At 69.6% G+C, this 23,208-nt stretch carries 27 protein-coding genes and 1 pseudogene; 15 read left to right on the plus strand and 13 right to left on the minus strand.

The features are described 5' to 3' along the window. The first annotated feature begins 309 nt into the window (after positions 1-309). Positions 310-1,209: a DUF5655 domain-containing protein gene (locus ABH931_RS28610; RefSeq protein WP_370119481.1), complete on the plus strand. Its 900-nt coding sequence runs from the start codon at positions 310-312 to the stop codon at positions 1,207-1,209. Between the two features lie 509 nt (positions 1,210-1,718). On the opposite strand, the gene ABH931_RS28615 is transcribed toward ABH931_RS28610, so the two are convergent. The 3 genes from ABH931_RS28615 to ABH931_RS28625 all read right to left on the minus strand — a co-directional run bounded on the left by ABH931_RS28615 (position 1,719) and on the right by ABH931_RS28625 (position 4,296). After that, on the minus strand, positions 1,719-2,642 hold the full coding sequence (locus ABH931_RS28615) for a LysR family transcriptional regulator (RefSeq protein ID WP_370119484.1): 924 nt from the start codon (positions 2,640-2,642) through the stop codon (positions 1,719-1,721). A gap of 92 nt (positions 2,643-2,734) precedes the next feature. Further along, entirely contained in the window at positions 2,735-3,874 is a 1,140-nt protein-coding gene (locus ABH931_RS28620; protein ID WP_370119487.1) for a YbfB/YjiJ family MFS transporter, read from the minus strand. 119 nt (positions 3,875-3,993) lie between these two features. After that, the gene (locus ABH931_RS28625; RefSeq protein WP_370119312.1) at positions 3,994-4,296 is read right to left on the minus strand and encodes a muconolactone Delta-isomerase family protein; all 303 of its coding nucleotides are present in this window, start codon (positions 4,294-4,296) and stop codon (positions 3,994-3,996) included. Positions 4,297-4,566: 270 nt separating this feature from the next. Here ABH931_RS28625 and ABH931_RS28630 point away from each other — a divergent pair, with 270 nt between their 5' ends. The 5 genes from ABH931_RS28630 to ABH931_RS28650 all read left to right on the plus strand — a co-directional run bounded on the left by ABH931_RS28630 (position 4,567) and on the right by ABH931_RS28650 (position 8,056). Continuing rightward, positions 4,567-5,280 (plus strand): SDR family NAD(P)-dependent oxidoreductase, encoded by a 714-nt coding sequence (locus ABH931_RS28630; protein ID WP_370119315.1) that lies wholly within the window; start codon positions 4,567-4,569, stop codon positions 5,278-5,280. 58 nt (positions 5,281-5,338) lie between these two features. Continuing rightward, the gene (locus tag ABH931_RS28635; RefSeq protein ID WP_370119318.1) at positions 5,339-6,178 is read left to right on the plus strand and encodes an oxidoreductase; all 840 of its coding nucleotides are present in this window, start codon (positions 5,339-5,341) and stop codon (positions 6,176-6,178) included. A 49-nt stretch (positions 6,179-6,227) separates the two neighbouring features. Next, positions 6,228-6,872, plus strand: a complete 645-nt coding sequence (locus ABH931_RS28640; RefSeq protein ID WP_370119321.1) for a DsbA family protein — start codon at positions 6,228-6,230, stop codon at positions 6,870-6,872. A gap of 59 nt (positions 6,873-6,931) precedes the next feature. Next, a complete protein-coding gene (locus ABH931_RS28645) occupies positions 6,932-7,471 on the plus strand; it encodes a YbhB/YbcL family Raf kinase inhibitor-like protein (RefSeq protein ID WP_370119324.1) in 540 nt (179 codons plus the stop codon). A 168-nt stretch (positions 7,472-7,639) separates the two neighbouring features. Then, complete coding sequence (locus ABH931_RS28650; RefSeq protein ID WP_370119326.1) at positions 7,640-8,056, plus strand: Ohr family peroxiredoxin; 417 nt, start codon at positions 7,640-7,642, stop codon at positions 8,054-8,056. Between the two features lie 158 nt (positions 8,057-8,214). Here the strand turns inward: ABH931_RS28650 and ABH931_RS28655 are convergent, their stop codons facing one another. After that, entirely contained in the window at positions 8,215-8,601 is a 387-nt protein-coding gene (locus ABH931_RS28655) for an SgcJ/EcaC family oxidoreductase (RefSeq protein ID WP_370119329.1), read from the minus strand. 75 nt (positions 8,602-8,676) lie between these two features. Between ABH931_RS28655 and ABH931_RS28660 the strand changes: the two genes are divergently transcribed. From ABH931_RS28660 to ABH931_RS28700, 9 genes are all read left to right on the plus strand, one after another. Continuing rightward, positions 8,677-9,297, plus strand: coding sequence for a TetR/AcrR family transcriptional regulator (locus ABH931_RS28660; RefSeq protein WP_370119332.1), 621 nt, complete (start codon positions 8,677-8,679; stop codon positions 9,295-9,297). 814 nt (positions 9,298-10,111) lie between these two features. Continuing rightward, complete coding sequence (locus tag ABH931_RS28665; RefSeq protein WP_370119335.1) at positions 10,112-10,633, plus strand: hypothetical protein; 522 nt, start codon at positions 10,112-10,114, stop codon at positions 10,631-10,633. A 10-nt stretch (positions 10,634-10,643) separates the two neighbouring features. Continuing rightward, positions 10,644-11,711, plus strand: coding sequence for a hypothetical protein (locus ABH931_RS28670; RefSeq protein ID WP_370119337.1), 1,068 nt, complete (start codon positions 10,644-10,646; stop codon positions 11,709-11,711). Positions 11,712-11,959: 248 nt separating this feature from the next. Next, positions 11,960-12,841, plus strand: a complete 882-nt coding sequence (locus tag ABH931_RS28675; RefSeq protein WP_370119338.1) for an alpha/beta fold hydrolase — start codon at positions 11,960-11,962, stop codon at positions 12,839-12,841. 227 nt (positions 12,842-13,068) lie between these two features. Beyond that, positions 13,069-13,935, plus strand: a complete 867-nt coding sequence (locus ABH931_RS28680) for an enoyl-CoA hydratase/isomerase family protein (protein ID WP_370119340.1) — start codon at positions 13,069-13,071, stop codon at positions 13,933-13,935. Positions 13,936-13,976: 41 nt separating this feature from the next. Beyond that, positions 13,977-14,366, plus strand: a complete 390-nt coding sequence (locus tag ABH931_RS28685; protein WP_370119343.1) for a heme-binding protein — start codon at positions 13,977-13,979, stop codon at positions 14,364-14,366. Positions 14,367-14,388: 22 nt separating this feature from the next. Continuing rightward, positions 14,389-15,054, plus strand: coding sequence for a hypothetical protein (locus ABH931_RS28690; protein ID WP_370119344.1), 666 nt, complete (start codon positions 14,389-14,391; stop codon positions 15,052-15,054). A gap of 163 nt (positions 15,055-15,217) precedes the next feature. After that, positions 15,218-16,132, plus strand: a complete 915-nt coding sequence (locus ABH931_RS28695; RefSeq protein WP_370119347.1) for an aromatic prenyltransferase — start codon at positions 15,218-15,220, stop codon at positions 16,130-16,132. Between the two features lie 84 nt (positions 16,133-16,216). Next, the gene (locus ABH931_RS28700; RefSeq protein ID WP_370119350.1) at positions 16,217-17,002 is read left to right on the plus strand and encodes a class I SAM-dependent methyltransferase; all 786 of its coding nucleotides are present in this window, start codon (positions 16,217-16,219) and stop codon (positions 17,000-17,002) included. A gap of 276 nt (positions 17,003-17,278) precedes the next feature. Here ABH931_RS28700 and ABH931_RS28705 read toward each other — a convergent pair whose 3' ends face one another. From ABH931_RS28705 to ABH931_RS28745, 9 genes and pseudogenes are all read right to left on the minus strand, one after another. Beyond that, positions 17,279-18,535 carry a DUF317 domain-containing protein gene (locus ABH931_RS28705; protein ID WP_370119353.1) on the minus strand — a complete coding sequence of 419 codons (1,257 nt, stop codon included), beginning with the start codon at positions 18,533-18,535 and terminating at the stop codon, positions 17,279-17,281. A 61-nt stretch (positions 18,536-18,596) separates the two neighbouring features. Beyond that, positions 18,597-18,899 (minus strand): annotated as a pseudogene (locus ABH931_RS28710) (DUF317 domain-containing protein); the annotation flags it as partial. Beyond that, positions 18,896-19,327 carry a hypothetical protein gene (locus ABH931_RS28715; protein WP_370119355.1) on the minus strand — a complete coding sequence of 144 codons (432 nt, stop codon included), beginning with the start codon at positions 19,325-19,327 and terminating at the stop codon, positions 18,896-18,898. The pseudogene ABH931_RS28710 and the gene ABH931_RS28715, both read right to left, overlap by 4 nt. Before the next feature lie 7 nt (positions 19,328-19,334). Continuing rightward, the gene (locus ABH931_RS28720; protein ID WP_370119358.1) at positions 19,335-19,934 is read right to left on the minus strand and encodes a hypothetical protein; all 600 of its coding nucleotides are present in this window, start codon (positions 19,932-19,934) and stop codon (positions 19,335-19,337) included. 8 nt (positions 19,935-19,942) lie between these two features. After that, positions 19,943-20,434: a hypothetical protein gene (locus tag ABH931_RS28725; RefSeq protein ID WP_370119360.1), complete on the minus strand. Its 492-nt coding sequence runs from the start codon at positions 20,432-20,434 to the stop codon at positions 19,943-19,945. An 11-nt stretch (positions 20,435-20,445) separates the two neighbouring features. Continuing rightward, entirely contained in the window at positions 20,446-21,159 is a 714-nt protein-coding gene (locus ABH931_RS28730) for a hypothetical protein (RefSeq protein WP_370119363.1), read from the minus strand. 476 nt (positions 21,160-21,635) lie between these two features. Next, positions 21,636-22,013, minus strand: coding sequence for a hypothetical protein (locus tag ABH931_RS28735; protein ID WP_370119366.1), 378 nt, complete (start codon positions 22,011-22,013; stop codon positions 21,636-21,638). A 24-nt stretch (positions 22,014-22,037) separates the two neighbouring features. Beyond that, positions 22,038-22,796, minus strand: a complete 759-nt coding sequence (locus ABH931_RS28740; protein WP_370119369.1) for a hypothetical protein — start codon at positions 22,794-22,796, stop codon at positions 22,038-22,040. Then, positions 22,793-23,203, minus strand: a complete 411-nt coding sequence (locus ABH931_RS28745) for a hypothetical protein (RefSeq protein WP_370119372.1) — start codon at positions 23,201-23,203, stop codon at positions 22,793-22,795. Before ABH931_RS28745 ends, ABH931_RS28740 begins: the two co-directional genes overlap by 4 nt. Positions 23,204-23,208 lie beyond the last annotated feature (5 nt).

The following is a 23,208-nucleotide window of genomic DNA, read 5'->3' on the forward strand; positions in this document are numbered from 1 at the left end:
ACTTTTGCCTGGTCAGAGCACGTCTGGCTGTGACAGCCCGTCCCATGTGGCACCGCTAGTCCCACGCGGCTACGGATACTCCCGGGCAAGTTGCGGGCAAGTTGCTCCGGATGAATCCCGTAGCCTCTAGCTTACTGGGGTGCACCCGGGCCACCACCCAGAGTGAACTCGCCTGCGACTTGCCCGGGATCTGAGCACACCTATCACTGCGTGATGTGCGCAACATTCACTAGACAGATGACCTTCTGCGCAGTAGGTTTCCCCGCTTGCGGATCATGGACCGCTGCATGAGGGGGATTTTTGCTGCAGGTGTTCCGGGTGACGGATGGGGCTGTACGTAGGATCGAGGGCGGGGCGGCGGAGTTGGAACGCCACCTGCAAGTGCTGATCGAGGCCAACATGCCGGAGATGCTCGGGATGCGCTTCCTGGCGCACGAGTACTCGACCGGGCCTCTCCACAGGGGCCGGATCGACACGCTGGCCCTGGACGAGGACGGGTCGCCCGTCGTCGTGGAGTACAAGCGGACCGGCAGCGCCAGCGTGTTGTCACAGGGCCTCTTCTACCTCGCCTGGCTGGTGGAGCACCGAGACGAGTTCGAGGCGCTCGTGGTGCAGCGGCTGGGCGAGGATGCTGGCCGCACTGTCGACTGGAGCAACCCGCGGATCGTCTGCGTGGCGACCGAGTTGACCCGCTACGACACTGTGGCGGCCGGCATGTCGCACCACCGGGTCGACCTTCTGGTGTACCGGCAGTACGCGCAGGACCTCGTGACTCTGGAGCTGGTGGCTTCGGTCGCCGGGGGCTGCGGCCCTCGGGCGGTGCGCGCGGGTTCGTCGACCCGCGCGGAGGGCACCGGTCGGCGGGGTGTCCGGCAGTCGCTGGATTCGGCGTCGCCTGACCTTCAGGGCCTGTTCGCCGAGCTGGAGGAGCGGCTGCTAGACCTGGGCGACGGTACGTGCGTCGAGCTGCAGCACTACCTGGCGTTCCGTCGCCGCCGGAACTTCGCGTGCGTGCGCGTGACCCGCGACTCCCTGGTCGCGGTCCTGAACGTCGACCCCTCGACTGTCAGCCTTGCCCCGGGGTTCACCAGGGATCTGCGCGGCGTCGGCCATCTCGGGACTGGCGACCTGGAGGTGCGGATCGCCTCGGCGGCCGAGCTCGACAGAGCCGAGCCGCTCTTTGCCGCGAGCTTCGCTGCGGCGGCCTGAGTGACGAAGGCGGTCCGGGCAACTCACGTTGTCCGGACCGCCTTCGTCGACGACACTTCGCCTGCCCTGGGGCGGCGTCTCCTGACCACGAAGCGGTCGCGGCGGGCGGCGGTGAGAGCCATGCGCGACCGGCACCCTCGGTAGTGCACCGTCACGTCGTCGGGCCAGAGTCGGCTGGTCACGGTGTGGCGGCTGCGTCGTATGCAGCCTGGAACTCCTGGGCCGTCAGAACCCCAGAGCCTCGGACCGCGTGGACGGTCCCACTGGTCATCATTTGAGAAGCCGCTTCTAGGACCTACGCTGGCCACCACGGGCAACTTCATACCTGGTCGGACGAGCGCGGGCTGCCCCAGAGCGAGACTGAGCCCTGACACGCACAGGCATGCACGATCCCGCCCTCGGTCGGTCCCATGGACCCGGCGGGGGTTCATCGTCTTGGCGAGAGATGGATGCAGTCCGCTTTCGCGGAAGTCTACGAGTGTGGGCCGGGCTGTGATCCACTCGGGTGTCTAAACTCTGTGCGGGTCGGTGGCGGGCAGCCAGGCATCCGGGGCGTGGATGCCGGTGTCGGTAGTGCCCTGGGTAAGGGCGTCGACTGTGGTCAGGACGGCGGAGCGGACTTCGTTGCGGCGCCAGACTAGGGACCAGGTCCAGTAGATCTTCGGGTCGATGACCGGGCGCTGGATCAGGTCCGGAGGCAGCGGCGTGGTCTGGCCCTTGGGCGAGTTGATGATGGGTCGGCGCGAGCGGCGTACGTGGTCGAAGAAGGCGGGCCCGGTGATGCCGCCGTCCAAGATGTGTTCGGCCTGGGCGCCGGTGTCGTCGGCGATCTGCTGGGCGTAGACGTTCCACGATTGCCAGGAGGTGGTGTCGTCGTCCAGGAGGACGGCGGTGTCCCCGGCCCGAACCGGCGCCGGATCCGGCCCGGCGGTGACCGCGTAAAGCCGGTCGGCGCCCAGCAGCCGGGCGTTCAGGTTATGGCGTTCGAGGCCTTGGACGTCGATCCAGCACACAGCCAGGTCCAGGCTGCCGTCGGCGACCCGGGCCGCCTGGGTGTGGGACGGGGCGACCCAGGCGTCGACGTGCAGCCTCGCGACGGCCGAGGCGCGCGCGTTCAGGTCCGGGGGGAGCCAGTTGACGTAGCCGAGTCGGACCGGTTCCGAGCCCGAGATCCGCGCGGCCCGGCTGCGCAGGTCCTCGGCTCGCTCCAGCAGCGAGCGGGTATGCGGGAGCAGTGCGGCGCCGGCGGGGGTGAGGGTCACCGAGCGGCGATCGCGGTCGAACAGCCGTACTCCCAGGTCGTGTTCCAGGGCTTTGATCTGCTGGGACAGTGACGGACCGGCGATGAACAGCCGGTCTGCGGCTCGCCGGAAGTTGAGCTCCTCGGCGACTACCACGAAGTACTGCAGCTGACGCAACTCCACCTGCTCAATGCTAGATGGACTGGAAGGCCCGGCTCACCACGGGACAGGAGCCGATCCTGGTCGCCGGGCATACCGGCTGGTGCGGGCATGGACGGCTTGATTTACGGGGTCGTCGGCTGGTGCGGGTTGCCGATCCGCAGTGCGGCAGCGGTCGCGGCTGAGGCAAGGACCACGGCTGAGGCCAGCAGCAGCGCCTGGTGGTAGCCGTGGTGCAGTAGCGGGGCGGCGGCGAGCGGGCCGAGGATCTGGCCGACGGAGTAGCCCGCGGTCAGCAGCGCGACCGAGCGCGGGAACTGCAGGTGCGCTCCGAGTCCAAGTGCGATCGTGCTCACGCCCAGGAACGTCGCACCGAACAGGGCGGCAGACAGGACAGCTGCCGCCACGCCGTCGAGCAGGGCCGGCAAGGCGATGCCGACAGCCTGGACCACCAGCGCGACGAACAGCAGATCGGGACCGGACCAGCGCCGGCCCAACCATGCCCACAGTGCCGGGGAGGGCACTGCGGCCAGCCCGACCAGCACCCACGCGCCGCTGCCGAACCAGCCCGGCGACGTCTGCTCGATCGCTGCTACCAGGAAGGTGCCGGCGATGATGTAACCGACGCCTTCGAGGCTGTAGCTGAGGAACAGCATCCCGAACCGGCGCCGTGTCCCGAATGCGGGCGTCCGGTCTGTGACGGGCAGGGCGACGTCCGGCGGGCGGGCTGGTTCCGGACGCAGCCCCCACGCGCCGATACTGAGCACCGCGGCCAGCGCGGCCGTGCCCCACCACGCGGCTCGCCAGTCGCCGACGGCCCTCAGCGCCAGAACCAGCAGTCCGGACAGGGCGATGCCCGCACCGACACCGCCGAACCCCCATCCGGGCAGGGACGGCGGGTGTCCGCGCAGGTTGCTCAGCAGGGCGCTGACAGCGACGACGAACACCAACGCGCTGGCGACGCCCGCGAGCAGACGCAGCGCCTCCCACGCGAGCACCGCGTGAGTAGCCGGCATCGCGGCCAGCGTCATGACCAGCACCACCAGCGAGGCGCGCAGCACCACGCGCGAGCGGGCCAGCGCGGGCAACGCAATGCCGCCGAGGGCGCCGACCAGGTAGCCGATGTAGTTCGCGCTGGCCAGGCGCGCGCCCGCGGATGTGGTCAAGCCCGCTTGGGCGTGCATCAGGGGAAGGATCGGGGTGTATGCGAAGCGCCCTACCCCCATGCCGGCCGCCAGCGCCGCGGCGGCCGGGATGACGTACATCCGCAAGACCGCAGGCCGGCTGTCGGCGGGGGCGACGCCATTCGCGACCGGGTTAGTCGCGAGGAATGAGAACAGCCCCCGCCAGGTCACCGAGGCCGAACGCCGCGGGGCGCGGTCTGTCACCGGGCGGCGTCGTCCTTGCCCGGGTCATTGGGGTGCGACTGCAGCGCGGTGACCTTCAGCGTCATCCAGGACCGCAGCGGGAGGGTGCCCAGCACCTTCTCGTGCAGGGCGGTCTCGTCGTCCGCGCGCCAGATTCCCAGGCTGCGCGTCTCGCCGACCGGGCGCCACAGTCGGAACAGATGCCCTGTGGCCGCGAGTTCCCCGGCCCGGACCGCCTCGGCGGCCCGGCGGCTGTCGACCTCGGCCTGCTCGGTGCCCTCGGGGATCGTCGTGGTGATCTCGACCAGGAACTCCTGCATGGTCTGCTCTCCGTCTCGTGTCGTGCGCCGGGGCCCTTGATCCGGTGCTCCGTCAACCAACCGTGTGCCTGCTCCGGCTGTGCCCGCCACGACCACTCTCCTCCAACCTGATAGGTACAGGCTCCCACCGCAGGTCACAGGTGGTGTGCGGCTTCGCAGGGGTCTTTGACACCGCCAGAGGGGGCCGTCTAGCGTCAAATACGTCAGCTAGCCGACCGGTCAACTATTTGATTCGGTCGAGTCACCGCACCTCCCACAGAGAAGGTCATCATGACTACTGCCGGACAGAAGGTCGCTGTCATCACCGGCGCATCGCAGGGCATCGGCGCAGGCCTGGTCGACGCGTACCGCAAGCTGGGCTACGGCGTGGTCGCCACCTCGCGCACCATCGCGCCGTCGGCGGACCCGGAGGTGCTCGCCGTCCAGGGCGACATTGCCGACCCGGCCACCGCCGAGCGCGTGATCGCTGCGGGCATCGAGCGGTTCGGCCGCATCGACACCTTGGTCAACAACGCGGGGGTGTTCATCGCCAAGCCGTTCACCGAGTACACGTCGGCGGACTACGAGGCGGTGAACGGCGTCAACCTGACCGGGTTCTTCCGCATCACCCAGCTCGCCGTCGAGCAGATGCTCGCGCAGGGCACCGGCCACGTCGTCCAGATCACCACCAGCCTGGTCGACCACGCCAGTTCGGACGTCACCTCGGTGCTGGCCTCGCTGACCAAGGGCGGGCTGCAGTCCGCGACCAAGGCGCTGGCCATCGAGTACGCCGGCCGCGGTATCCGCAGCAACGCGGTCGCGCTCGGCATCGTCAAGACCCCGATGCACCCCGAGGCCTACCACGAGACGTTGGCCGCGATGCACCCTCTGGGCCGGATGGGCGAGGTCGGCGATGTCACCGAGGCCGTGATCTACCTGGAAGGCGCCTCCTTCGTCACCGGCGAGATCCTCCACGTCGACGGCGGACAGAGCGCCGGCCACTGACCGGGCCCTAGCCCGCGGCCAGCACGTCCACGACATCCCCGCGACCAAGGAGTTCCCGATGAGCAAGACATTTCTGATCACCGGAGTCAGTAGCGGACTGGGCCGCGCGTTCGCCCAGGAGGCCCTGGCTGCCGGGCACCTGGTCGCCGGCACCGTCCGCAACCGCGACCAGATCGCCGAGTTCGAAGCCATGGCACCGGGCCGCGCCACCGGCTGGCTGCTGGAGGTCACCGACGACGCGGCCGTTGTCGCCGTGGTCGAGGACGTCCAGACCCGCATCGGCCCGATCGACGTCCTGATCAGCAACGCCGGTTACGGCGTGGAGGGCACCGTCGAGGAATCCTCGATGGACGACCTGCGCCGCCAGTTCGACGTCAACGTGTTCGGGACGGTGGCCGCGATCAAGGCGGTCCTGCCGTCCATGCGACAGCGGCGCAGCGGACACATCGTCACCGTGTCCTCCATGGCCGGGCTGACCGCGCTGCCCGGCGTCGCGTTCTACGGCGCCAGCAAGTTCGCCGTGGAGGGCATCTCAGCGTCCCTGGCCCAGGAGGTCGCTCACCTCGGCATCCACGTCACCTCCCTGGCCCTGGGCGCGTTCCGCACCGACTGGGCCGGACGCTCGATGACCCGGGTGCCGCGGACCATCGGCGACTACGACGCCGTCTTCGACCCGATCCGTACCGCCCGCCGGGCCAAGGACGGCCACCAGCCCGGAGACCCCCACCGCGCCGCCAAGGCCCTGCTCGCGGTGCTGGACGCCGACAAGCCGCCGGTCCACCTGGTGCTGGGCACCGACGCCCTGCGCCTGATCGAAACCGGCCGACAGCGCCTGGACGACGACATCGCCGCCTGGTCGGACCTGACAGCCTCCACCGGCTACCCCGCAGCCGCGTGACCCATCCGTTGCCGCGCGCCCCGGCCGCGGCCGTTGTCTGGAGACCCCGATGAGCGATTCCCCCACCCCTACCGCGGTCGATTTCTGGTTCGACCCGGTGTGCCCGTGGACCTGGCTGACCTCCCGCTGGATGCTGGAGGTCCGAAAGACCCGGCCGGTCGAGATCACCTGGCACGTCATGAGCCTGGCCGTCCTCAACGAGGCACGCCTGGACCAGCTGCCGCCGGCCAACCGCGAACTGATGGGCCAGGCCTGGGCACCGGTCAGGGTCCTGATCGCCGCGCAGGAGGGCTTCGGCCCCGGCGTCCTGGAGCCCCTCTACACCGCGCTGGGCACCCGCTACTTCTCCCAGGGCCAGCCCAAGACCCGCGCCACGATCGAGGCCGCCCTGCGCGAGGCGGGACTGCCCGAGCACCTCGTCGATGCCGGCGACACCGACGCCCACGATCCGGCCCTGCGCCGCTCGCACCGCGAAGGAATCGAGCTGGTCGGCCAGGAGGTCGGCAGCCCCATCATCGCCGTCCCCGGCCCCGATCCCGCCAGCAGCAAGATCGCCTTCTTCGGGCCGGTCCTCACACCTACCCCCACTGGCGAGCAGGCCGCCCGCCTGTGGGACGGCGTCCTGGCTGTCGCCTCCACACCCGGCTTCTACGAGATCAAGCGGACCCGCACGGTCGGGCCGATCTTCGCCTAGCCGCCCCCATCCCCGAACAGCGCCCGCAGACTCCAGCACACTTCGAAAGGACCGACGCGATGAGTGCCAACGACCCCTTTGCCCGCCTCCCCGAGGCGGACTCCTTCACCGTTTCCAGCACCACCGTCGCCGACGGTGCCGCCTGGTCGCCCGCCCAGCTCTCCGGCATCCTCGGTGTCCCCGGCGGCAAGGACGCCTCCCCGCAGCTGTCCTGGAGCGGCGCCCCGGCGGGCACCAAGAGCTACGCCGTCACCGTCTACGACCCCGACGCCCCAACCGGGTCCGGGTTCTGGCACTGGGCGCTGGCCGACATCCCCGCCACCGTCACCGAGCTGCCCGAGGGCGCCGGCGACGACACCGGATCAGGGCTGCCCGAAGGAGCCTTCCAGCTGCCCAACGACGCCCGTGCAGCCCGGTACATCGGTGCCGCCCCGCCGGCCGGGCACGGTCGCCACCGCTACTTCATCGTGGTGCACGCCCTGGACACGGCCTCCATCGGAGTGCCGGCCGACGCCACCCCGGCCTTCCTGGGCTTCACGATGGCCAGCCACATCCTCGGCCGCGCAGTCCTGATCGCCACCGCTGAGACCCCGGCCTGACCAGTCGCCTCCCGCGGCATCGGCGAACGACCTGTCCCACCTCAGCGTCGCCAGCGCTGACGTGCTCGATCCGGTCCAAGACCAGGAAGGCACAGGACCGCTGGGCAGCGTTCATCGGCCGCGACCGCGACCACCATCCACGCCACAACCACAAGGAGCAGTCCATCCATGGACGCCATCTACACCGCGGTAGCCACCGCCAACGGCCGCAAGGGACGTGCAGTCAGCTCCGACGGTCAGCTCGACCTCAAACTCGCCTTCCCGCCCGCGCTCGGCGGTGACGGCGCGGGCACCAACCCCGAGCAGCTGTTCGCTGCCGGCTACGCCGCCTGCTACTCCAGCACCCTCGGCGTCGTCGGGCGCGAGCGGAACCTCGACACCGGCGACGTGTCGGTGACCGCCGAAATCAGCATCGGCCACGACGAAAACGCCACCGGCCTGGCTCTCTCAGCCGTCCTGCGTGTCGAGCTGCCCGAACACCTGCAGAACTCCACGGGCCGAAAGCTGGTCAAACTCGCCCACGCCGCGTGCCCCTACTCCAAGGCGACGCACGGAAACATCCCCGTCGACATCGTCGTCCAGTGAACACCACGCATTGGCGCCGCACTATCGTGCGGCGCCAACAACGGAGCAGACAGCCGCTCCTGGGTGATATTCGTCCCGGGGCAGGGACGGCTGTACGACGCGTTCCGGCCGCCCCGGTTGCCGACCGGACGGCCGGCAACCGAGGCCGGTCGCCGGGGTCAGTGCTCGTTGCTGACCCGGGAGACGTGGTACTGACGGATCTCCCAGCGATCACCAGTGCGCTGCAGGACCAGGGAGAGATACACCCGCGCCTCCCAGTCCGCCGGGTCGCGGAAGGTGACGTCCACGAATCCGCCCGCCGCCTCCTGGCCGATCGCCCACGCGTGCAGCACGCTGACGTCCTCGGCGCGGCGGTAGTTGGGGACGGCACCGTAGTACTCGGCCACCGCGTCGCGGCCGACCAGAGGCTCCGGCCCGAAGCCCTGGAACAGCGCGTCGGGGGCGAACAGCGCAGCCATGCCCTTCAGATCACGGCTGTTGAACGCCGCCGTCCAGCGCTCCACGACCTCGTGCACAACACCCACTTCGTGCTTCGACTGATTCATCGCGTCCACGTCCTCCATCACCGTAGTAGCCGACCGGTCTACTATAAGATAGACGACCGGTCGTAGACTTACGTCATGGGACGGACCAGTGACGCCAGGGAGAAGATCCTGGATGCCGCGCACGAGCTGATCGAACTGCGCGGCTACTCGGGGCTGGGCGTGGCGGAAATCTGCAAGGCCGCCGACGTGCCCAAGGGCAGCTTCTACTACTTCTTCGAGTCGAAGGAAGCACTCGCGCTGGCGGTCATCGACGAGCACTGGGTCGGCGAGCACGGCGACTGGAAACGCATCCTGCGCAGCGACGCCGAGCCCTTGCAACGCCTGCGGCGGCTGTTCGCGGAGACCGAGGCCGGTCAGCGGGCCGGGCAGCAGAGCTGCGGCACGGTTTCGGGATGCCTGTTCGGCAACCTGACCCTGGAGCTGAGCAACCAGACCGAGCCCATCCGCCTACGTCTGCAGAAGATCTTCGAGGATCAGGTCGACATGGTGGAGCAGGTCGTCACCGAGGCCCAGCAGCGGGGCGAGGTCGCGGTCGTCGATGTCCGCGAGGCCGCCTACTCGGTGGTCGCGCAGTTGGAGGGCCAGGTCATGTTCGCCAAGCTCTACAACAATCCCCAGCGCCTGGGAACGCTGTGGAGCAACTGCCTGGCCCTGCTCGGCGCTCGCGTCCCGCAAGCAGCCGCGCACGCAGGCTGACGGCGTCGGACTCGTCACCGCGGTACCGCTGGTCCTCTGCCTGCTGTTCGCACTGACGCGCCCAGAGAAGTTCTGAGAAGCACCACCCCGGCAGGGTTCCCATCCTGCAGGCGCCGCACGTCGTCTTTCCGGCGCCAGCCGGGCGAGCCGATGCCGGGCCGGCTCGTCGACAACGGAGCGTTCCCCCGGGAGGTCTTGCACCCCGGACCCGGACCCAGGCCTGGGGCCTGGCCAGCGGCGAGGTCCCCGAAGCGTCCAATGGGGCAGGCTCCCATACGCGCTCGAACCGGCTGCCCACGGCCCGCGACCTCTGCATCCCGCCGCAGCCGGTCGGCGGTGCCGACATGCAACCCCGCAAGCCCGCCACGCAGTACCTGCGGCAGCGCCGGCCTGAGGTGCCGTCACTCGATAGCAGGATTCTTGTCTGCATCCGGACAAGCCACAGGGGGCCGTGAGCTGCGGTAGAAGTCTGCGTCTATCAGGTGGAAGGAAGCGGATCGTGGCGACAGCGCGATGGCGGGGGGAGCGTTGAACCTGCCGGTGCACCGGCGAGAACCTTCAACCACCCTGCAGGAAGCGGCCGATGCCCCGATCGGCAGGCTCGCCGGTGTGTCGGGACCTAAGTAGACGACCGGTCGAATATCTTCTCCTTCGTGACGCCCACGGGCAGCCGCCGGCGTCGTCCGACCACCGCACGAGAGGAACGTAAGTGAACGTCGTCAGAGGTAGACAAGAGCATGCGCAGCTCCAGCGCGTGGAGGGTGTGAGTCCAGGAGCGCTGGGTCGGCGCGGTTTCCTGGGTGGGCTTGCCGTCTTGCCTGTCCTGTACAGCGTCGGGTCGGCCACCTCTGCTGCGGCCGTCACGGCGCCGCAGCCGGGCAGCGCCCCGACGGCTACCGGCGACTTGCTGCGCGGAACGGAGCGCAGATACCACGCCCCGCTGCTGGCTGCGGGAACCCGCCTGGTGTTGCCGGCGGGCATCAAAGCCGCGTCCATCCAGGACTACTACCGCCGACCGCATCTGACCTCGGCCGAGTCCGCCTGGCCGCGCATGACAGCGGCCGACGGCACCATGGTCGACGCGTCGACCGTCCCCGAGCGCGGCGCACCCACCCGCACCGCGATCCTGAGCGGCTTCACCGAGGGCTGGTACGAACTCATCCACGCCAACGGCAGGGCCGACCGCGTGACCTGGGACGCCGGCAAGTTCCCCTTCCTGTCGCTCCACGGCGAGTTCGGCGCCATGACCGAGGCCCTGTACCGCGACCGCCTCTACACGCTCGCCCTGCAGCCGTTCTCCTTCAATCCGTACTCCCGCAACACCTCGACCCTCTAGGAGGCGCGCAATGTCTCATCACCTTGACTACCCCGCCGATGAAACGCTGGACATCACTGACGCCTACTGCTTCGCCGGAGCCTGCGGCAACGACGACCCGCGCACGGTGATCGGGGTCAACACCTCGCCGCTGAAAGGCGAGCCCTGGAACCCCGCAGGCTACTACGAGCTCAAGATCGACACGGACGGCGACTACGTCGAGGACATTACCTTCCGCGCCACCTTCCCGATCGGCCCCGACGGCACGCAGTACGTGCAAGTCGAGCAGCTGACCGGCAAGGCTGCCACGGACCGCAGCGCCTCGGGCACCATCATCACACCCCCCAATGCTCCCGTCGGGCAGGTCGTCGAATGCCTGAACGGCATCAGGCTGTTCGCCGGGCAGCGCACGGACCCGTTCGTCAACTTCGTGCCCTACCCCATCGCCACGACGACCGCGCTGAAGGACGGCACCTTCCCGGACTTCGCCGCGGCCGGTCCCCCCAGTGACTTCTTCGCCGGCACCACCGTCCGGTCCTACGTTCTCGAACTGCCCGTCGAGATCACCGGCAGCGACCGGTTTCACTTCTGGGCGACCACCGCGTACTTCGACACCGGGCACAACATCTGGGTCCAGGTCCAGCGCGCCGCAGAGCCCAACATGACCACCTTCTTCGACTTCGCCAACGGCTCGGCGCACGTGGACTACAACGCCACCGTCCCCACCGACGACCTCGTGGGCCGGCCCGCCGACCCGGCAACCGATCCGGCCTCGGGAATCTGGGGCCAGGTCAGGGACAACATCGCGGCAGTCGTCCAAGCCGGCAACACCTACGGCAACCACCCCCACCACTACCCCACCGCACGGGCCTACGGCGCGTGGGCGGCAGACACCCTTCTCCCGAACGTCATCCGGTTCACCCCCGGCACCGAGGCCGACTGGAACCCCTGGCACGGCCTTCACAACGGCAAGGGCCTGTCCGAGGACATCGGGTCCAACATCATCAAGATGATCGTGAACCAGGACTTCTCCTCCGGGCTCAAGCCGGTGCCGCTCCTGGACTACTTCCCCTATGTCTCCCCGCCGCCGGCCAGCTGACCGTGCCGCGATCCGGTACGTGCTGGTCGGGCCAATGCGGGACGGAGTTCACCAGGATTACCCCTCCCGAAATCCTGACGACGACGGTGCACCCGACACCGATGACAGCGCCTGCGGTGATCGAAACCCTTGCAGGTTCCCGCTGGACTTGCGTCCCCAAGTGGTGTTGACCCGCACGGCGTCTGCTGATTTGCCCCCGACCGACGTCGCGGCCGGAGACACGTTCTCTCACAATCCGGAGCACAACGATGAGCGACAACAGGCATCAGGACGGCATTCACCCCTTCCCGGCCGGTATGCAAACGCGTGAGATCGAGACCAACGGCGCCACGATCCACGTACGCGTCGGCGGACAGGGCCCGGCGGTCGTCATGCTGCACGGCTTCGGCACGACCGGCGACATGTGGGGTCATCTGGCGAGCACACTCATCGAAGACCACACGGTGATCGCGCCCGACCTGCGCGGGCTGGGACTCTCGTCGAAGCCTGACGGCGGCTACACCAAGAAGAACCAGGCAGCCGACGTGTGGGGCGTCCTGGACGCGTTGGGCGTGCGGACGATCGAACTCGTGACGCACGACATCGGCATCATGGTCGGCTTCGCGTCTGTCGCCACGCACCCCGAGCGCGTGAGCCGATGGGTGGCGATCGACGCGCCGCTGCCCGGCATCGGCCCCTGGGACCAGATCACGCAGGACCCGACCATGTGGCACTTCGGCTTCGGCGGTCACGACATGGAGCGCCTGGTCGCCGGGCGCGAGCGCATCTACCTCGACCGCTTCTGGAACGAACTCTCCGCGGTCCCAGAGCGGTTCGACGAAGCGAAGCGCGAGCACTATGCGGCGCTCTACGCGCAGCCCGGCGCCATGCGAGCGAGCTTCGCCCAGTTCCTGGCGTTCACCCAGGACGCGGCCGACAACGCGAAGTTCCTCGCGCAGGGCAAACTCCAGATGCCAGTCCTGGCCTTCGGCGGAGAAGCCACCTTCGGCCCCGGAATCGGCGATGTACTCAGGTGTGTCGCCGACAACGTCGAACATGCGATCATCCCGGACTGCGGACACTGGATCACCGAAGAGCAGCCCCAGACCACGACCGATCTGGTCGTGGACTTCCTGCGCCAGGCGCGCTGAAAGCCCGCCCCTTTGCGCCCAACGCAGTTGCATGACAACACGCGGTGTCCAAGCGCAAGGCTCGACGACACGAGCGCGCACACCGGCCTGGTTCGCACCGATGACCGCGCCGCAGCGAATTCCGCGCCCGCACGATCGGCAACCCGCGTGCCTCAACAGAGCCGGCGCGATGTCCCCGGCGAGAAGGAACAACCCCATCAAGTCAACATCACTTCTCGGAGATCATCATGAGTACCACTGACGGGGCCCCAGCAACCGAGGCCGCGCAAGTCAGGCTCAACCGAGTCACCGATTCCTACTTTCGCGTGGCGCTCGACAACCCGCCGCTCAATCTCATGGGCCCGGAATTCGTCCTGCAGATCCGAGAGGTCGTTACGGCGCTGGAGAACGACAACCGAGTGAAGGTGGTCGTCTTCGAAAGTGCCGTTGACGGCGTGTTCCTGAACCACTCCGACTTCCTCGCGAACTTCGACGATCTGACCAGCATTCCGCAGGGCCCGACCGGCCTGGAGGCGTGGCCGGATGTCCTGGTGCGCCTGACGCGTGCCCCGTTCGTTTCGATCGCGCTGATCCGGGGGCGGGCCACCGGAAACGGCAGTGAGCTCCTGCTCGCTTGCGACATGAGCTTCGCGAGCCGCGAGAAAGCACTCTTCTCACACTTCGAGGTGGGCGCCGGCGTCGTCCCCGGTGGAGGGCCAATGGCCCGACTGCCGCGGGTCATGGGGCGGGCACGCGCCCTCGAAGTACTCCTGGGCGCGGACGACATCCCAGCCGCCGATGCCGAACTCTTCGGCTACGTGAACCGTGCGCTGCCGGATGCCGAACTGGACGGCTTCGTCGACGCACTGGCCACCCGGATCGCCTCGTTCGACAAGTGGGCGATCGCCAACACCAAGCGCCTCGTGAACGAGGCCAGCCTGCCGCCCGACGTCGAAATCAGAGCGGGCTGGGATGCCTGCATGGCCTCCGTCAAGCGCCCAGCGGCACAGGACCGAGTCAAAAGCCTACTGGCGCAAGGACTCCAGAAGCCCGGCGACACCGAAGATCGACTCGGATTCTCTGTGGGACAGCTCGGCCCCAAGGGCGAGCGCTGAATCCAACGCCTATCTCGCACTCTGAAAGGAAGCACCACACCATGGACCTGCTCACCACCGCGAAGGCAATCGCCGACCGCGTCCAGTCTGAATCGGTGAAGCAGAACGTACCCGTCGCGGTAACCGTCATCGACGTCCACGGCAACGTTGTGCTCGTCCACCGCATGCCCGGAGCGCCCGTATTCGCGCTTGAAATCTCAGAGCGGAAGGCCTACACGTCGGCGCTCGTCGGCATCCGTACCGCCGACCTCGTCCCCCTCGTCCAACCCGGCGCGGATCTCTATCCACTCCTGACCATCGCCGGCGGTCGCTACACCGCGATGGGCGGCGGCGTGCCGCTCACGGACGATGGCAAGGTCATCGCTGGCGTCGGAGTCAGCGGCGGAACGACGGAACAGGACATCGCCATCATCGAAGCGGCGATGAAATGAGTCGCAAGTATCGAGCGCGACGGTGACGACGGTTCGCGGCGGCGCGCTGAACGCGGCGGACAGCGCGGAACTGGAGCGGCTCGTGCAGCAGGCGGCGCGCGGCGGGAGGGACGTGCTACTCCAACAGCTGGACAGCCCTGGCACCGATCCGGATGCCGTGGCGGAACTGGCGATTCACTGCGCCTTCGACCACGTGGCCACGCTCGTCTTCCCCCGCACAGTCGACGAGGTCCGCGATTGCTTGACCGCGTGGGGCTGGGCCTGCGCTCCAGCAGTCCCCAGCGTCGTAGTCCGCGGCCGCCTCGCCGCCCGCTACCCCCTGCGCGTGGAGGACCTGGATGTCTGGATCCTCCACGCGCGAAAGGACAGGCACCCCAACCTGGAAGTGTTCTGCCTGCCCACCACTCGGCTCGTCGACATCGTGGCCGCGCGCGAAAGGCGCGAAGGCAACGAGCGCCACCTGGCACTGCTCGTCCGGACCCCCGCCCCAGAGACCCTGGACCGCCTGGCCCACCTGATGGTGGGGAGGCTCGGCATGGTGCCCGACGGCGGTGGCTACAACCCGCACGAGGACCGAGGAGCCGGCGGGCGTACCGTCCTGTACTTCCGACACCCGCTCCGCGGACGCCTGGAAGTGACCTGCGCGGGCGAGTTCTCCGACGCTCTGGACCGCCACCTCTTCTTGTGAACCACGGCCCCCGGCACGGAGCCGCACGCTTGAGCGTCTCCGCGAGAGACCTCCTGCGCGGGGCACGCACCCACACAGAAGCACGCGTTCGCAACCGGGCCCGGACCATTCGGTGGTCTGTCGCGCTGAGCGAGGAAGATCGACTCACCGCAGTGGAGGAAACATGCCTGGATCGTTCCAGTTCTCATCCGACCAGTTCCTCGCCGACATCCAAGCGACAGCCTCTGCCATCGGGGCTGACTACTGTTCGGACACAACCAGCCGCATGCTCGACACCTTCGCCGCCGGATTCCACAACGGAGCAGTCCTGTGGCGCACCACCAGCAAACCCTCCGGCGCCCTCAACTACCGCTTCTACGAGCGCCGGTCCACCGACACCGTCGCCATCGCGACAAGGGCGGGTCTCCTGAACGCCACCGATCCCGTGACCCAGCTGATCGAGACATGGAGCGGGCTGTACGCGGACTCCGCCGAGTTGTGCGACTTCGACGCTGCCGCCGGGCTCGTGAAGACGTGGGTGTTCCTGGGGGGCATGCGACCCGTCACCGACCTCCTCGCGGTCCCCACAGTGCCCGAGGGAATCCGCCGCCACGAGGCCACCTTCGACAGGCTGGGCCTGACCTGGGTACGGCATGCAGCCGTCGACTACCAACACCAGACGGTGAACCTGTACTTCCGCACCACCGAGGGCTTCTCGCCAGCGCAGGCGCGGAACTTCCTAAGCCTCACCGGCGCCGAGTTGCCGGCCGCCGCCGTGCTGGAGGACATGCGGGAATTCACCGCCCCCTCGGGCTACACCCTCTCCGTCACCATGACGGCCGCAACAGGCAAGATCGAGCGCATCGGCATCTACGCCCTCAAACTCCCCGTCGGCCGGTTCCCCACCATCGGAGACCGGCTGGAGCAGTTCTTCCGCGCTGCACCGTCGCGCGACGACGAGGAAATGAACGCCATCGCCTGGTCCTTCGGCGCCGAGGACAGGCAGTACCTCAAGGCAGAGCGGTCCTACTGCGGCCGCCTGGTCGCACTCATGCAGGAGTGGGCCAGCCCCATGACTGACATCGGCCAGCAGGCATGAAGGCCAGCGTCGGCGAGCAACGGAGGCAGCCGTGTCGGCGAACAGGCTACGCATCCCCCTGCCCCGCCCCATGGCGGTGAGGCAGTGAACGACTCCTACGCGAAGGGGCTGCTGGGCCACAGTACGGCCGGGGAACACGAGCGACTGCTCCTCCTGGAGAAACTGTGCGACCCCGGCACCATCCGCATCCTCGAACGCCTGCCCCTTACCCGGTCGTGGACGTGTGTCGACGTCGGCGCGGGAACCGGCTCCGTCGCCCGGTGGCTGGCGGATCGCTGCCCCGAGGGACAAATCACCGCTACTGACCTGGACACCCGATTCCTCGAATCCATGCCGCGGCCCGACAATCTGGCTGTCTCGCAACAGGACGTCACGACGACCGACTTCCCCGCCAACTCTCTCGACCTCGTCCACGCACGAGCGGTGCTCACCCATCTCCCCTATCCCGAAATAGTGGTGCAGCGCATGTCAAGCTGGCTGAAGCCGGGTGGGTGGCTGGTAATCGAGGACCCCTCCTACCTCCCGGCCCAAGCATCCCCCTACCCCGACTTCGCGGCCCTCCTCCTCGCCTGCGAGAAGCTGCTGGCCCAGACACACGGCACCGACAACTCCTGGGCAAGACGCATCCCTAGAGTCATGGCCGAAGCCAGACTGACGAACCTCAAGATGTCTGCCGAGCTGTCGGCATGCGGCCGGGACGAACTGGAGGACGCGTACTGGAGGCAGTGCTTCTCCCAGGCAATCCCCGCCCTTATGACCTCTGGGCTGATGACCGAACAACAGATCAACCGGGCCATCGAGCATCTGGACCAACCGGAGTTCACCGACATCGCCTGGATGATGGTTTCCTGTTGGGGCCAACGTCAATAGCCATCCTCGGCTGCCAGCGGCGGGGGTCGAGGCTGGCCTCCGCGCACATCTCGGCGGCGACCTCGGCGAACGCTTCGGCGATCGTTACCCTGCCGGGCTTCGAGCCGTCCGGTCCGTCCCGGCCGGTGTAGCGGTCTTCGGCCAGCTCCAGGCCGGTGTACACCGCGGCGCCCGGTGGCACAGTCGTACCCGTCGCGGGTGTCGATCTGCTCGCGCAGGACGCGCTCGTACGCCTCGTTCAGCAGGTCCAGGTCGGACAGCTCGGCGGTCTGGTGGTCACCGTAGCGCTCGGCGGTGGCGCGCAGTTCGGCGACGCGGTCGGCGGCGAGCCTTCCCCAGGTGCCGGTCATGGTGTCCGCCGGCGGGGCGCGGGCAGCTGCGGTCGGGACGCCTCGGCGGGCAGAGGCCCACTGGCCGTGACCGTCTTGCCGTCGAGGGGCGTCGGCGGGCGGCGGCGGCGCGGTCGCCGGCGGGTGCGGCGGCCCGCCACTCCAGGGGGACGATGTCCATGTACACCCGGTGTTCCTGGGGGATCTGCCGGGCGAGCCGGGCCACGGGATCGGTGTTGGTGAGCGCGGTGGCGACGGCGGTCAGCATCGGGCGGGGCACGCGGTCGGCCATCTCGATGTACCAGCCCTGGCCACCGGGTTGGAGGTCGCCTCCGCTGAACCGCCAGTGGGGGTTCGCGCCCTCGGCGAGCGCGGACACGCTGGTAGTGCGGCCGACCGAGGCCATCTCAGCGTCGGGCGCGGTCCAGACGATGTGACCCGGCACGCTGTCCATGAACCAGTCGGCCTCGGCCAGGGGCTCAAGGCCGCCGGACAGTGCTGGGTAACGCAGGTCAGCCGGTGCGGTGGCCTGGCTGGCGGCGAGTGCCTCGTGTATCGCGGCGGTGATCTCGGCGGGGGTCCGCACGTCGGCGGTGACGTGCCACAGCTGGTCGCCGGTTGCCCGCTCGGTGTAGGCCGTGCTCCAGCTCGTACCGGCTGCCGAATGGAGGGCGGTGGTACGGATCCGGCCGCATGGGCTGAGGTAGACGTCACCGGACGGGACCTCGACGCGGCTCCACCGGGCGGCCAGCAGCGGGGCCGCCGGGATGGTGGCCGTGTTGTGGCCTGGCCCAGCAAGGTAGGCGGGAGCTGCGGAGACCAGGACAGGGGGCTGGGGCATACCCGGCGCGAAGAGGTCACCCGACGAGTCGTGGACGGCTGTGAACCGTCGGCAGATCTCGTCGTAGGCGGGCTGTGCGATGTGGTCGGGGTGCTGGTCCCAGAACCGCTGCGAGGTCGCCTCGTCGGCGCGGCTGGAGATCGGTTCGCCGTGGAACCCCTCCAGGATTCCGGAGGGGTCGTCGGTGGTGGCGATCATGTGGGCGGCGATGGTGCCGGCTGCGGCGTAGAGGTCTTCGTTAGTGAAGCGCAGGTCCGCGATGGGCACGGCCGGCACACTCCCGCGGGTGAGGTTCTGCCACACCTGCCCGGTGGTGTCGTCGTCCAGGCCGAGCAGGCGGTGGCTGTAGCGGGCGGAGTCCATGACGAGGTCGAGTGTGAGGTAGCAGGGTGCGACATCGAGGGGTGTGCTCGGCCCCGACGAAGGCGCTCAAGATCTCTGCGGGCGTCTCCTTGGAAAACGTGGCCTGCCACAGCGGCGCGCGGTCGGTGGGGTGACGCCGAACGCTGACGCGCCACAGGTGCCAGATCGCGGGCTCGGCGGCGACTTCGATCCGCCCGCACCAGCTAGTGGCCGTCAGCGCTCCGGTGCGGGCATCGCGCTGGTGCGGCCAGGCGTGGCGGTTGACGAGGAGGCCGAAGATGATGCTCCCATCGCCGGCCCCGGCCAAGTAGCGGGGCTGGACGAGCATGGGGACAGCTGGAGTTGTCGACGGCTGGCGGGTCATCGGTGGTTAGGTTCGACGATGCGGGAGTGCGGGACGGCGGCGGGCGCGGCCTGGACCTGCGGCCCGGGGCCAGCTACCCGGATGGCCGGGGAGGCGGTGGTGGCCGCTCGGTGGCGGGCGCCTCCGTCGAGGAGATCGGCGACGGGGGCTGCGGCGCGGTACCCGGTGGCGGCGAACCGGGCGCCCGCGTCCAGGACGGGCTCCCAGACCTCGGGGTGGTCGCCCAGCTCGGCGCCGAGCTGGTTGCCGAGAGCGGTCATGGCGCCCGCGAGCCGGTGAGCTGGTCCGGGTCGAAGCCCGACCCACTGAACGACGTGGGCGGCGTCCTCGGCGGTCAGCTCGGGGGCGAGCTTCTCGATCTGCCGTAGCGCTTCGCTGGCGCGGGCGACCGCGGCCTCAACAAGGGCGACGGTGGGGTCGATGGGCACGGGGCTCCTACGGGGAACGGTGGATGGGGCGGGCCGCGGCCTGCGGGACCGCGGCCCGCGGTGCGGCGACGACGGTGCCGCGCGAGGCTGGAGCCGAACGGGCGGCCGTGAAGCGGGGGTTGCGGTCCTCGTGCTCGGCCAGCTGGCACACGGCCAGGGCAAGGGAGCGGTCGCGCGAGGTCTCGGCGAGGCTCTGGTCGACGCGCGCCAGCGGGGCCACGACGCGGGCCTCGTGCGGGTCGGTGCGGATGAGGACCCAGCGGCAGGCGGCGGGGTCGTCCGGTGCGGCGATGCCGGTGGCGGCCAGGATCCGCCGGGCGACCTCGGCGAGCCGGTGGTCGGGGACCGGGGCCCGGTCCGGGTCGGTGCGCAGTGTGCACTGCCACACCACCCGGGACCTCACCGTCTGGGCCGGACTTGATGCCCGGGGGAGGTGGGCGGTCAGCTCCGCGACGAACTCGTGCTGGTTGAGCACGGCGAGTTCGGGAACCGGCCGCCAGGCGTCCAACAGCCGCAACGGCTGCCCCCGGTTGGCTGCCGCCGTGGCCAGGCCGGCGATCAGGTCCTGAGCCGAGGAGTAGCGGGAGATCACCGGGTACACGGTCACCTTGGGGCTCAGTACGGGTTCTCGGTGGTGCGGGCATCGTGGGCGGCGGCCACCAGCTCGGGCAGGTCGCCGGGGGCTGCGTCGCGCTGGTCGATCCACCAGGTGGCCTTGTCGAGCAGGCGCACCTGGTCTTCGGTCTCCTGCCAGTCGGCCTCGTCCATGCCGCCTTCCTCGACGAGCACCCGGTAGGCGCCGGTGACCAGCTGGTGGCGGCATCGCTCGCCCCACGGCACAGCCTTCGGCGGGCCGTCCAGGGCGGGCATGCGGAACTGCTCGGCCCACTCGGTGGCGGCCTGCTGCTCGGCGGCACGACGCTCGGCCAGCCAGGCTTCGCGGGAGGCGGTGTCCGACTGACGCTCGGCCAGCCAGCACTCCTTGCAGGAACGTTCCGCCAGCCAGCGGGCGAAGCCAGCCCGCTTGTCGGCGGGACGTTCCGACAGGTCGTGGTCGACGCTGTGGCCGCAGGAGTGCTCTACGGGCCATATCTTCTTGACGGCCAAGTTTGCGTTCCTTAACGGGAGTTCGAGTGTCCGGCGGCCCACTGGATGCGGGGGTCGACGGCGGGGACGGCAGCTGCGGCGGAAGCGGCGCTCTGCGAGTGGAGGGCGGCGGTGGAGCGGACCCGGCCGCCGGTAGCGAGCGCGGCGCGGGCGCGAGGGTTGGCCGGACTTGGCCGGGCGGCGACGGAAGCGAGGTCCCGGCTGTTGCCGGCCAGGACGGTGTCCGCCTGGGCGATTACGGTTTCCACGCGGGAGAGGTCGACACCGGCAGGGTCGGAGCGCAGCTGGGCATCGATGGAGCGCAGGCTCGCGGCGACCTCGTTGGTCATCGCCACGCGGTCGTGCAGCAGTGCGTCGGCACCGCGGTCGTGGGCGCTGGGCCCGGCGTGCACGACCGTGCCGAACGGGTCGGCCTGGCCAGCAGTGTGCGTGGGCGCGGGAGGAGTCCGGTCCTGGGGGGCGATGAGGCGGGTGGCGAACGGGTCGGTGTGCTCTGGGACCGGGCTCGGCGCTGGGGAGGGCGGGGTGCGGTCCATGGCGGCGATGAGCTTGGTGGTGAAGGGGTCGGTCGGCACGTACGGGCCACCGAGCGGCTCGAAAGCGAGGTCGGTCGCTACACGCACACCCTGGTTGCGCAGCTGGGCGACCGCGCGGGTGGCACGGTGGTCGCCTTCGTGCTCCGGCTCGTCGAGGGCGAACAGGTCGGAGGTCGGGGAGGTGCGCACGAACCCCGCCTCGGCGAGCGCCGGCCTCATGTGCGGCTGGACGAAGGGGATACGGGCGACAATGCCCAGTTGCGGGTGTCGACCGATGGCGACCTCGTGAGCCAGGGCCGGTGCAGGCGGCCCGACATGGACGACGGCGTCCGCACCGGCGGCAGCTTGGGCCGGGCTCGGCAGCGAGGGCTTGCTGGCGGGGGTGTAGTCGAACTCCGGGGCAGCCTCGACCTGGACTCCGCTGTGGCGCAGGAAGGCGACGGTCTGCCGTACGTGGAGGAAGAGGTTCTGCTCGTCGGGGGCGGCGTCGATTGTCAGGCGGCCGTCGGCGAGCGGCCGGAACCCGGCGCGGAGCAGGACCTCGCGGGCAGCCGGGTTGCTGTCGGCGCCGAGGGAGGCGGCGATGCCGTACTGCGGATCGCGGGCGATGGCGACGTGGTGGGGGTTGATGCGCTACTCCTGTTGGAGGCTGGGCAGGGAGAGGTTCAGCGGCGGGCCGACGTCCGGACCGGCGCCTGGTCGGTGGCGGCCGTGGCTGCGGGCGCTGCGACGACGCGGGTGGGGCCGGTCCCGGTGCGCGCGGCGTTCGCGCGGCCGGGTGGGGTGTTGCGGACGGCGATCTCGACGCCGAGCAAGCCCAGCGCGGCGATGGCCCGGTCGGTGGCGCGGTTCTGCTGCTCCGCGTCCCGCGTTGCGAGCGAGTAGCGCTCGGGGGCTGCGGGGAGGCCGAGTGCGAATCCGGCGTCCTTGAGCGCCTGGTGCACCGCCTGGTCCCGGCTGGCTGTCGTGGCGGTGACGCCGGCCTCCCGGAACCGCCGGAAGGTGACGCGGGAGGGGTGGGTGGATTCGGCATCCTTGTGCACGAGTTGGCTCCGTGGGCTTAGGGTTCAGCGGCTGCGGGGCGCCCCGGGCGACTCCGGGGGCACACGCGGCGGCGCGACGGACGGAGCTGCGCTCATCCGCGCACGCGGAGCCCGGAGTGCGGCGGCGGCGCGCAGGCTGGCCGGGTTGGGAAGGGTGGTGTCGCGCTGGTAGAGGGCGCGGAAGTCCCTGCGCGGCAGGTCTCCGTAGGAGGGGTTCCAGCGGTCGGTCCCGGACAGGTACCGGTCGCGCGAGTTGTAGCGGATCATCACGAACGGCCTTTGCTGGTCGAGCTGTTCGCTGAGCCGGGCAAGCCACCAGTGGTCGTCGTCGAACCTCTGGATCGCCTCGACGACGATCCGGCCGTCCCGGACGTCGGTCGCGATCTCCCGACTGAGCGGATCCGCGAGCCCGGCGCCCAACTCGAGTTCCGCGACACTGCGAGCCGTCACGGCGGCCAGGTCGGCGTCGGGAAACGGGACGGCTGACTGGAGCCACTCGTAATAGAGCAGAACCTGCAGCGAGGGCTGCTCCGGCCTGTGCCAGTTCGCCACCGGCACGCCGGCCTTCATCAGGGCGCGCAGGGCGTCGGCAGCATGCTGGATCTGGTCGTGCGCCTCGACGCCGGGCCGCTGGCGCCACCCGTTCTCCTCGACCTCGGGTGCGCGGCACCAGAAGCCGGCCTGGTAGAGGATCTCCCCGGCGACCTGTGAGGGCTGACCCCGGATAACGGCGAACTCGCCCGCGTCGAAGTCCCAGCCGAAGGCCACGTGCGACTTGTTCATCGGCGCCGGGGAGCACCCTGGATGACCAGGACCGACCGGGCCGGGGCGTTCGCAGCAGCCTTCTCGCGCTCGGCGGCCTGCTCGGCCTCCTCCTCACGGGCCTGGATCAGGAGCAGCAGCTCCGCCTCCAGCTGGTCGCGCTGGTCGGCAGCGGTCTCCAGGGCCTCCAGCTGGGCGTCGAGCTGATCGAGGACAGCGTCATCCACCCGACGGCGCGCCGCCGCGACGTTGATCAGCTTCACGCGCAGGAAGGAGACGCGGGTCTCGGCCGCCACCAGGGCGCGGTGGGCCTCGACGAGCCGGGCGGTGGCGGCGTCGGCGCGAGCCTCGTTGGCGGCCAGAGAGGGGAGCGAGTCGCCGGCGGCGGCCTCCAGGCGTTCGTCCAGTCGGGTCAGGGTGTTCGGCATGGATC

Origin of the sequence: Streptacidiphilus sp. MAP12-33 (assembly GCF_041261265.1) — a bacterium.
Taxonomy (GTDB): domain Bacteria; phylum Actinomycetota; class Actinomycetes; order Streptomycetales; family Streptomycetaceae; genus Streptacidiphilus.